The organism is Psychromonas sp., from assembly GCF_041586535.1.
Lineage (GTDB): Bacteria > Pseudomonadota > Gammaproteobacteria > Enterobacterales > Psychromonadaceae > Psychromonas.
In genome coordinates this window covers 1-10,272 of sequence record NZ_JBFGZY010000141.1, presented here as the reverse complement: position 1 = coordinate 10,272, position 10,272 = coordinate 1, and the positions used below count along the sequence as shown (strand labels likewise).

Here is a 10,272-nt window from a genome sequence, read left to right as displayed (position 1 = left end):
CGTGCCCGTGCGGGCACGAATAAACAGCTTTGCAACACACTTGGCTAAGTTGTTAGTTTCAATCCACGTGCTCGTGCGGGCACGAATGAGGCTGTCTTGTGCTTTGGCGATACCTGCTAGGTTTCAATCCACGTGCTCGTGCGGGCACGAATGGTGAATCCCATTGCAGGGCCGCGAACCTGACGGGTTTCAATCAACGTGCTCGTGCGGGCACGAATTCGCTCGATGTTTGTGAATATCCCCAATGGTAAAGTTTCAATCCACGTGCTCGTGCGGGCACGAATGCCGAAAACGGTCATATTAAAATAACCGTAAAAGTTTCAATCCACGTGCTCGTGCGGGCACGAATTAATGTTGTCACCCAGATAGAAGTCGCTGGGAAGTTTCAATCCACGTGCTCGTGCGGGCACGAATTTTGGTGCATGTACGACGGCAACAACAAAACATGGTTTCAATCCACGTGCTCGTGCGGGCACGAATTAAATAAACTTGCCTCTGCAATGGCAACCCATAAGTTTCAATCCACGTGCTCGTGCGGGCACGAATCGCCTTTCTTGAATCACTTGCTATATCTAATGCATAATGATGATTTTCGCTAACATCCGATATTTTTAGCTATCAATAAAGACAAATCTTATTTTAGCGGAGATAACATTACCTTTCAATAAGTTACATATCCGCTAACACTTCAAGTTTTTAAAGAGCACTCAGGGTTAGCGCTAAATCACCAAAGGATCTTTAAACATATCGAAACTTGGCTTAGCACCATAATGTTCAATTTTATTTTGCCCGTTCTTACCAAGCTTATAAAAACGAAGACTATCTATCTTGCTATCATAAACGTCAAAAAGTTTTGCTTTAAAAAGTACCCACTGCGCAGGATCTACATCACATTCAAATACAGAATATTGTACTCTTACACCGTGATCCTGACATATTTTAGCGATGCGCCGTAATCGTTTTGCACCACTACCATCATCAAAAGAAACGTCATAGGTAACTAAAACCAACATATAATCTCCTTTTAACGACTTAAAAATGGTGGATAAAATTCAAGATCTGAGCGCAAATGCCTAGCCAATAACATAGCTTGTATGTGCGGTAATAATCCGATTTCGACTTTTTCTTTCAAAAAAGGATGCATTATTACCTCTTGTTTTCTTTGTTGTAGTGCACTGAATAATATTTTCCTTGCATCATCTTTCAACCTAACTGCACCACTACTTTCTGTTTCAAAATCTGTAATTTTTATTTGTTGCCGATTGATTAAACTTAAAACTAACCGATCACCCAAATAAGCTCGAAACTCTTCAATTACATCCTGAGCTAAACTATCCCGCCCCGGTCTATCCACATGTAAAAAACCAATTTGCGGATCAAGTCCAACTGCTTGTAATGCACCGCTAATATCTTGTCCAATTACACTATATAACAGTGATAACATAGCATTAATTGGATCCCTAGGCGGTCGTTTATTTCGCCCATTAAATGTAAATGATTTTTGTAGAGAAATTTTAATTAAGTAGTGAAATACTGAAAAATATTGTGCTGCTGCATCACCTTCAAAGCCCCTAATACTCTCTAATGATTTACTGTTTTTTATCTGTTCAATTGAAAATCTCAATGTTTTTATGACAGCTTGTACAGGCTCATTTTCACCATGATTTCTAATTTGCCTTTGCAATAAACTACGATAATTTTGAATCTTTGCAGCAACCATTACACGAGCAATTTCTATTGGATCGTTTTCACTTCGTCGGTATTGTGCCCGCCTAAGTAATACATTACCAGATTGCCGTCCCTGAATTCGCGCTTGGTAACGGCCAAAAAGATCAAAATAAGCAAGATTGACATTATTTTCAGCACAATGAGCCATTAATGCGGGCGATACAGTGCTTTGACCGAAACAAAAAATATTACTGATGGAGTGAATCGGCAATTTTAATAAGGTTTCTTTCTCTTGCTTGATAACAATCGCTTCGCGTTCTTTGTGGGCGTACAGTTTATCTTTGGTTAGATACAGACTATTTTGCAGTTTTTTCATAGCTAGTCCCGACTAAAAAGTTGTTTTATGTAGTTAGCACTATTGTCATGCTCTATTAATTGGGGATTACAAATATCAAATAACGAACAGGCTTTGCATTTTTTTTCGTACTTCGGCTTAGGTAACGAACCGGACAAAAAGATATTTTTTACCTGCAGGATCACATCAAGTGTCTGCTGACGAAGGTTTTTGTCAAACGCAACAAATTCCCGCTTTCTGGTTTGCCAGTACCAAAGATAGCCTTCTTCAATGGTTTGTCCTGTCATTTCTTCTAAGCAGAGCCCTTGAGCACAAAGTTGTATTTTGTCCCAATTACCCGCTTTCGCTTTACCTTTTTTGTACTCTACAGGTGTAAGTTTTCCTGTTTTTAAGTCTTTTTCGATTAAATCTAATTTACCCGTCAAGCCTAACTTTTCAGCACTGACCATCACTGCGCGCTCAAACTTTATGCCATTACGTGTTTCAGGATCTCCACTATCTACCCGTTTATGTAATAAATGCCCCTGAGCAGTTAAATAATTATCAGCCCATGCTTGCTCATTATGAATAAGCGCACATTGACGCGGACAAAAGGCGTAATGCTGCAGGGCAGAGAGTGGCATTAAGCGGAGATCCTGATTCATTTTTTAGAAACCTTCTATAATTTCAGGCTCTAATCCAGCTAAATTTGTAAACTGAATTGTGCCATCAGGTTCAACACTTAAGGTTCGATGCACTTTTGCTGAGGAGTATTGGCCTGATTTAGAGTTATGTTCCCACCAAATGACTTTTTCAATCGCCATCGAGCCTTCAGGTCGGGCTGAAGAAGCGTCGCCTTCAAATAACTTAGGTAAAATTTCCTTTATTTTCGCGGCATCATCATTATTAAAGCCTGTTTTTTCAGATAATTGCGGCGTCATTGCACCAAAGGTAACATAGATAGCATTATCAACTCGATGCTTCATCCCCATTGTATCTGAGCTTTTTTTGCTGCCATCGCCCTCACCATTAACACTTTTGGTAATTTGCGTACTGGTTATACTTATCGGTTCTAAACTAAAAGCAGGTTGAATTGTTACCGGGCCACGTATGGCAATTGAAACACCTTCTTTCGTCTCTCCTTTAAACGCAAATAGTTGCCCAAACGTGCGGACATCTAACCATTTTTCACAGGCTAATTTAATTGCATCAGCGGAGTTTGTTTTTTTAGCATTAAACGCTGCGCTACCCAACCCAACTTCACTTGAAATGGCGCGCTCTCGTAAACTAGGCATAGCATCGGTTTTCTTTGCATCGGATTGAACAAAAATGCTTTCACCTTGCTCTTGTAAACGATCTCTAATTTTTCTTTTTAAACAAACATCTGCTACTTCACCAAACCCGTCATAATCTGTACGTGGACGATTACCGTTTAATGGGTCACCATTTGGATTAGCATTCTTGACGGAAAATATAACTGCAAAGTCGATTTTATTTTGTAAGCTCATTGTGATTCCTCTCTTTAATTTGATTCATTCATTTCTGGTGTTTCTTTTTTGGCTCTTAATGCTAAACGCTGGCAGTGAAATCCCAATAAAAACTCACCACTTAATGCTTTTTCTGATTTGAAATCATCAACATTAAAGGCATTTTGAATCTCATCTAATTCCTTTTGTCGGTTAACTAAAAATCCAGCGCGCGAATTTTGTAACCGTTGCATGTAAGGTCTTAATGCCAGTTCAATGTTTCGCCATGTACTAAAGGGCCTATCGGCAAAACGCTGCATCATGCGCTCCGCTGTCGTCGCTCTTGTTTCACCACTGACGCTTAATGCAACCTGCTCAATACGCTCTGCGACCGCCAACAACCGGCCATACAAATAGTCTCTTGAGTTATTATCTTCTTCTAATGCCATTTGATATTCCTTATTAATGTTTGTATTGGCGGTTCTTTTACAAAATCCTTTATATAAAGCACAAGCAATACCTAGATTTTGCTCCCAAAGCCAAGTGTCACTACTTTGATAAGCCACCCTGTTAGTGGCTCGTTTAACTGCATAATTGACAATATCCATAGGAATTGGCTTACCCTCTGTAATACAAGGTATAAGACGTTCCATCAGATTTTTTTTCAGTGTTTCACTATTTTCGCCATAAACAGCAGAGAAAATTTTATAGGGTGCAGGGGCAGATATTGGCCAGAACGTCTGCGAAACTTGTTTCCCACCATTTTCTAACTCTCGTTTTTGACGCTGAGGCCAGGCAAAATCCTCATGCCATTTTGTTAGAGTATCTATGAATTCCTGAGCTATCGTTTCTCGATAATAGATAATGCCCATGCGCCCCGGCGTTGCCGAATCAAACCCTATTATCGCAATACTTTCATGCACTTGTAATTTTTCCTTCCCGATAAAACCGGACATATAGCGTTTCAGAATTTGCGCATATTCGTAACCTAGATCTATCGTATGATCGGCTTCAGACTCAACATATGGAACATGAGAAAACATAGATGAAAAAGGATCTGCCATTGGCTCTGGAAGTTGTTTTCCTGAAACAGCCCAACTAACATAAGCTTGATCTCCATTTCGAAAACCTTGTCTGCTCAATAACCAACGTAATGCGTTGTGCGCTTTTTGTGTGACATCAAAACCAATGCCAGCTGCTTGATAGCCTTTAGAAGTAGCAGTTTTCCTTGTATCAGTAAAGCGCCCTTTAAATGTAAAACCATCAAGATCATTTCCTGATATCAATTTAGCTTTGTCACCTGAATGTCGTATTTTGGCGGGATGATTAATAGCAAGTACACTTTGCTCTCCTTTTACAAAGCACAGCCCAGACTCACCAGCATCTGAGCTATCAAAATCAATCCAGCTTTGCTGCAATGAACTGTCTAACCACGTTTTACTACTTTGTTGTGTTGGAATTTCAACAGTCCAGCAAATTAACGCAGAACCTTGATCAAGCGTCCCTTTCTCTTTAGGTAATACTTTAAACAACTTCGGTACTTCACTTTCATCAGTCCATTTCGTTAATAACACACTATTTTCTTGGAACACTATCTTGTGTTGAACAAGATCTGCAATAACACTCTCTTTTGATACGTAGTTCAATACCGCCTTTGCTAATAAGTGTGCATACGGAGATTCACACCAAGCAGTTAAAAGTTCTTTATATAAAGCAAAACCATTTTGTTTCAAACCGCCAAATACACTGTAGTCACCAGCCACATATTGAATTTTATCTGCTAAAGGGTGAGGTGCTAATCCACTACTACGACCTGCTGATTTCTCAGTAGCCGGCAATATGATTTGAGTTTTTTCAAGTACCTCTGCACGTAAGAAATTTCCCCCCCCATCAATAACAATATTGATATGCGCATTTTGCAAAGTATGAGAAATTGGCATTGGTTTTTCGTCATCTGATATAGGCAATAATTGGCCTTGCTCATAAGTTTCATATAACTTCGCCATCCAACTCATAATTCAACCTCCATATCTATAACTGATTGGACGCTAGCACCTAATTCGAAATCTTTTGGTTCCATATTGCGAACAAATCGCTTGATTGTGCACTGCTTAGGGTGCGGGAACTCGATGACCCCCTTTTTCATTACAGCGTGCCAAAACCGACTGTGTAAACGATATTCACCATTTTCATCTGCATTACCTTGCTCATCTGTTTTTCCAGTTTCATCTGGGTAATCAAACCCATGAAACATTAAACCAAATCCCAGCTCCTCAAGTGCATCATAAGTGCCTTTGCCCTCACCAAATTCACAAGGTTCAACATAAGCCTGGCAATCTCGTACCCCTAAGAATATGTCCTGCCGTCCGCCCTTTTCTAGCATGCGTTTGGCAATACTGTAGTGCTTACCGTCAATACGATCTTTAACCAGTTCAGTGCGATATTCATTCCATTCAAAATGCGCTTCCACTTGATATTCGACGTCATGTAAAAAAGTATAAATCGCCAAACTATTACCCCCGCCCCAATTAAGCGGTTTGGTGCCTTTGGTTTGGGTTCTTAAAGGTTTTATTACTCTTACTCGATCAACATACCAAGTCAGTGTTGGCTTCCAATAAATAGACTTCAAGACACCTTTTATCGCTTCATACGTAGGCAGATGATACGAACATTTTTCACCTCCAACTTTCGTGATGGGGTCAGTGAACAATGCATACCGCCCCGAGACTTTAAAACTGATACTGTTCTTCATTGTTATTCCTCATTTTGCTTTATCTCGTATCAACACCCTAAATATTGCTGGCTTGCACATACCTCTGTATCTACACCAAATTCATCACTGTAAAACCGTTCATTAAGATAAAAGACTCCATCTCCCTCACCTTGTTCATTTTTCAACTCAATAATGGCATTTTGCTCTTCCAATTTCTGCCAAATGTATGGGAATAAATTTACGCTGTATTTTTGTGCTTTTTTAACTAATTCAAAATAATTCTTGGCATCAAACTGCTTGCTAGCCAAGCAGAGTTCAGTGATCAAATTTTGCCCCTCTTGAAAAGGGACTATTAATGATTTTGTTGGGGCATCAATTGCTTTAAATGCTTTGCCAGCCGTCATAAAGGATTGTTGTAACTTTAAAGGCGAAGCATTTTTGTATCGATTCAGGGCGTTAACACTGAGTAGATTTAAGATACTATCTCCCTTTCCTACTTTTTTATCTGTTAAGGGATAATCCATCTCTTTGGCACGCTCAAAGAAATAATATTCAAAATATTGCTTCATTATTTCCGGTTTTAATAGATCTTGTCCCTTGAACTCATTGAATATTCTTTTAGTGCTGTTTATGCCTTGTTTAATATCGACTAATAAATCAATATGTTCTTGATCAGGATTTATCACCATGACCTTTGCTGTATCTAAACGTCCATTACGGTTACAACGCCCCGCAGCTTGCGCAATTGAATCAAGACCAGCTACAAAACGAATAACCGAATTAAAATCAACATCAACCCCTGCTTCAATTAAAGCCGTACTGATACACAGCGTTGGTAGGCCTTGATCAAGTCTGCCTCTAATTTCATTTAATAATTTTTTCCTATGCGCAGGGCACTGTGAGGTACTTAGATGAAATACTTTACTGTTATTGACCGCTTCAAATCCGGTAATTGAAACATAAAGCTCCTGTGCCCATTTTTTAGTATTTACAATAATTAAGCAGCTTTGTTTAACCTCCAGTTCTTCTAATGCGAGTTGTGTTATTTCATCTAACGACCACCCTTCTGCTTTAGTATTATCAAGGACTTCTACACGCTTTAAATCTTGGAATAGTTCAACTACATTAGGCATGAGTTCATTTTCAGTTAGAAGTTGTAACTGCCCTTTTTCTGGATGCTTTAATTGATTTAATAGGGGCTGAGTGGCGGTACATAAGACAGCGGTTGTATTGCAATGCGCATTTAGGAAATTTATAGAATTGCAAAAAAGGTGAGTACAATTGATTGGTAAAGTTTGGATCTCATCAAAAACAAGCACACTATTGGCGAGTTGATGTAAACGCCTAATCCCCCGCGTACCACCACTAAACAGAGTTTCTAAAAACTGCACCATGGTTGTTAAAACAATCGGAGCATCCCAGTTCTCGCTAACCAATTTACTGCGCCACGTTTGTTGTTCAGGCTCAATATTTGAGTGATGCTCGAATATCCAGGAATCGTTATCGTCCTCTGTTTCAATAACCTCTCGAATGGCCTGAGCATTTTGATCAATAATAGAGGTGTAAGGGATAATATAAATAATTCGATCTAACTGATGTTTTTTAGCATGCTGCACGGCATAACGCAGACTGGAGTAGGTCTTACCACCGCCTGTCGGCACGGTTAAACTGAAAATACCCTGGGGATCGTCAGCTCTCTTCTTACAATTATTAGAGATTTTTTTTCTAATCTCGTCGATTGGATTGCGGACAGAAAGTGATTCAACAAATTTTTCAATTCTATGACAAACAAGCTCCCAATCCGGTTTGTTTGTAGTTCTAAGCAGAGCATTCTCAGGAAGCTCAAAATCAGCACTGCTAATACGGTCGGCATCAATTAAACAGCTAAACATAAACTTGCTATGTAAGCCTAAATAAAAGTACTTAGAGAGATCGCTAATGTCAAAATCATTCTGCTGACTTTGCATTAATTTAATTAATGGCTCAACCATCTCTTTTATCAATTCAGGAGCAATTAATTTTTTTACTTTTTCTAATACTTCACTATCAACCTGTTCTACGCATTCTGATAGGTGTGTATCTTTATCTGATTTCGTTATTCTCTCCCCGAAACATTTACCTTGTTGTTCGGGCAGGCTATCAATAAGCCCACTATGGTGCGAAACAATACTCTGCGCTAATGTCTGAATCATAATAAAAGCGAGCTCTGCTTCAATAGTTGCAAACTCGCTATATTGTCTCTGAAAGACTGAAAGCAGCTGATCATTCAAATATTGTCCACCCGCAGTAGAATGATCGACTTTCCCTTTTAACGCTTTAGCATCCACATATTCCTGATCGCCCGAGTCTATTAAACCCGCAGCAGATTTTATATAAACTTGAAATGCCTGACTGTATTTCCCAAAGTCATGCAACAAGCCGATCAGCTCTCCAGCCTTCTGCTGATTGATCTTTTTCGCAAAATTTCCTGAAAGCTTACCAACTTCTAGTAAGTGAGCTTTTACAGATTGATGATTTATACCGTCCTTTGCCGGGTGTGCTATGTGCTTTATTACTGGTTGATTTCTTTTCAAATCTGATGGTGATAAATCTTTCATGGTCTCTCCTTGACAACAACTACCCTACTCGCAAACTTCAACATGCCCAATACTGTCGATAACAACATGTAAAATAATTAAACAGGTCTTTACCTTGTTTACCGCACTGTTCTTTTTACCCTTAACATGGCTTTCTTTGTGCAAGCCGGTATAACCGTTTCACCGATTCAGCATTTTTTACGCTACCGGTCTGAGATCCTCGACTAAACACCTCGAAGATGACGCAACAATTCAATTAATGTGGCAAATAGCCTTTTATCTTTTTGTAACAACCAGGCTCAATGATCAGCTGCTGCGCTTCGGGTGTCTGCTGGCGGGTATCAAGTCTTAAGCGTTTCATCACATAAGGCAGTAATGCAACAGGCGTCTCGACAATGCGTTGTCCATTAACCATTTGATATTCCATTTCGATATTTTCTTTTTGTGAGTGCGACAAGGCGGGATCGGCACAGATAACCAGCTCAACACGGGTATTCCAATTGACGTCAAATTCAGGGCCTATCGTCCCCGTCACTCTATCTTCAACAATCGGCATACTGCGAAAACGTCCGACAATAAAATCCCGGTAAGCATTATTTTTAAAACAATATGCACGAACGTGGGCACGCAGCCCATCCATCACTATGTTGTGTGGCGCAATGATCCGTCCATCAACATTACCGGCATCACTGAGCGAGCCATAATCGACTTCTAAGGTAAGCTTTTTTCGACAGGCATGGTTTAAAATACGCAGGGTTTTATGGTGAAGCGGATTGTGCAGACTGCAAACAGTATCAATATCGGTTAAATTGCTGGATGATTTTTTGCCCAATAACAGCTGATAGTCGCGAAAGTTACCCTGCCAGTGATGGGCGCTAAAAAATTCGCTTACAAGGTTGGTTTTTGCAGATTGGCTGTAGGCGTAATGATTTGGAAATTGTTTTTTATAGCTTGTAATGCTGTTTTGCGCGGTCCCCCGGCTGACAGATAAAAGTTCCATCAGATCGCTTGCATTGAATTGACCTTCCCACATTAATAAAGCATCAATCAGTTGAAATATCTTTTCCTGCCTGGCCATCAAACATACCTCAACCCGTTTTTATTATTTTGATATAATTATCACAAAAAATTTAAAAAACCAATAAATAAGGCTAAATTACAACGCTCTTTTTTTTAAAATAAGTATTTATAATCAATTACATTAAAAATCATCGCGTCAGAGGAAGGGGGCATTTGAACACAAAGGCGGTTGTTGCGGAAAAGCGGCGAACTTAATCGTTCGCTACTCGAAGTTCGTGTTTCACTGTGCGTGTCGCTAAATTAAATTTCAATAAGAGAGCCGAACACTGACTTGAACGGCTCTGTTTGCATAAGAGACTGGCTGCGAGCTGAAGATACTGAATTATTTTTTCATTGAGTTAGCAATTTAATGAAGCTATCTATAATCCAGCCCCTCTCCCGTGTTTTTTGTTTCTAAGGCGATTAACCTATCTGCGTACTGGCTTTATTTGACCG

8 protein-coding genes are annotated in these 10,272 nt (G+C 39.6%); all 8 read right to left on the bottom strand.

Annotated features, from left to right (window positions below; genetic code table 11):
• Positions 1 to 719: 719 nt before the first annotated feature.
• Positions 720 to 1,013: a CRISPR-associated endonuclease Cas2 gene (cas2, locus tag ABZA00_RS14280; protein WP_372882833.1), complete on the bottom strand. Its 294-nt coding sequence runs from the start codon at positions 1,011 to 1,013 to the stop codon at positions 720 to 722.
• Between the two features lie 11 nt (positions 1,014 to 1,024).
• Entirely contained in the window at positions 1,025 to 2,044 is a 1,020-nt protein-coding gene (gene cas1c, locus ABZA00_RS14275; protein ID WP_372882832.1) for a type I-C CRISPR-associated endonuclease Cas1c, read from the bottom strand.
• Positions 2,045 to 2,046: 2 nt separating this feature from the next.
• A complete protein-coding gene (gene cas4 / locus ABZA00_RS14270) occupies positions 2,047 to 2,667 on the bottom strand; it encodes a CRISPR-associated protein Cas4 (RefSeq protein WP_372882831.1) in 621 nt (206 codons plus the stop codon).
• 3 nt (positions 2,668 to 2,670) lie between these two features.
• Positions 2,671 to 3,510 (bottom strand): type I-C CRISPR-associated protein Cas7/Csd2, encoded by an 840-nt coding sequence (cas7c, locus tag ABZA00_RS14265; protein WP_372882830.1) that lies wholly within the window; start codon positions 3,508 to 3,510, stop codon positions 2,671 to 2,673.
• A gap of 14 nt (positions 3,511 to 3,524) precedes the next feature.
• Positions 3,525 to 5,483: a type I-C CRISPR-associated protein Cas8c/Csd1 gene (gene cas8c / locus ABZA00_RS14260; protein ID WP_372882829.1), complete on the bottom strand. Its 1,959-nt coding sequence runs from the start codon at positions 5,481 to 5,483 to the stop codon at positions 3,525 to 3,527.
• Positions 5,480 to 6,220: a type I-C CRISPR-associated protein Cas5c gene (cas5c, locus tag ABZA00_RS14255; protein WP_372882828.1), complete on the bottom strand. Its 741-nt coding sequence runs from the start codon at positions 6,218 to 6,220 to the stop codon at positions 5,480 to 5,482. The genes cas8c and cas5c overlap by 4 nt, the downstream gene beginning before the upstream one ends.
• 29 nt (positions 6,221 to 6,249) lie before the next feature.
• A complete protein-coding gene (gene cas3, locus ABZA00_RS14250) occupies positions 6,250 to 8,778 on the bottom strand; it encodes a CRISPR-associated helicase Cas3' (protein WP_372882827.1) in 2,529 nt (842 codons plus the stop codon).
• Positions 8,779 to 9,013: 235 nt separating this feature from the next.
• The gene (locus ABZA00_RS14245) at positions 9,014 to 9,835 is read right to left on the bottom strand and encodes a WYL domain-containing protein (RefSeq protein WP_372882826.1); all 822 of its coding nucleotides are present in this window, start codon (positions 9,833 to 9,835) and stop codon (positions 9,014 to 9,016) included.
• Positions 9,836 to 10,272 lie beyond the last annotated feature (437 nt).

Coding starts and splice junctions, on each gene's coding strand:
- cas2 (WP_372882833.1), bottom strand. CDS start 1,013: ATGTTGGTTTTAGTTACCTATGACGTTTCTTTTGATGATGGTAGTGGT.
- cas1c (WP_372882832.1), bottom strand. CDS start 2,044: ATGAAAAAACTGCAAAATAGTCTGTATCTAACCAAAGATAAACTGTAC.
- cas4 (WP_372882831.1), bottom strand. CDS start 2,667: ATGAATCAGGATCTCCGCTTAATGCCACTCTCTGCCCTGCAGCATTAC.
- cas7c (WP_372882830.1), bottom strand. CDS start 3,510: ATGAGCTTACAAAATAAAATCGACTTTGCAGTTATATTTTCCGTCAAG.
- cas8c (WP_372882829.1), bottom strand. CDS start 5,483: ATGAGTTGGATGGCGAAGTTATATGAAACTTATGAGCAAGGCCAATTA.
- cas5c (WP_372882828.1), bottom strand. CDS start 6,220: ATGAAGAACAGTATCAGTTTTAAAGTCTCGGGGCGGTATGCATTGTTC.
- cas3 (WP_372882827.1), bottom strand. CDS start 8,778: ATGAAAGATTTATCACCATCAGATTTGAAAAGAAATCAACCAGTAATA.
- ABZA00_RS14245 (WP_372882826.1), bottom strand. CDS start 9,835: ATGGCCAGGCAGGAAAAGATATTTCAACTGATTGATGCTTTATTAATG.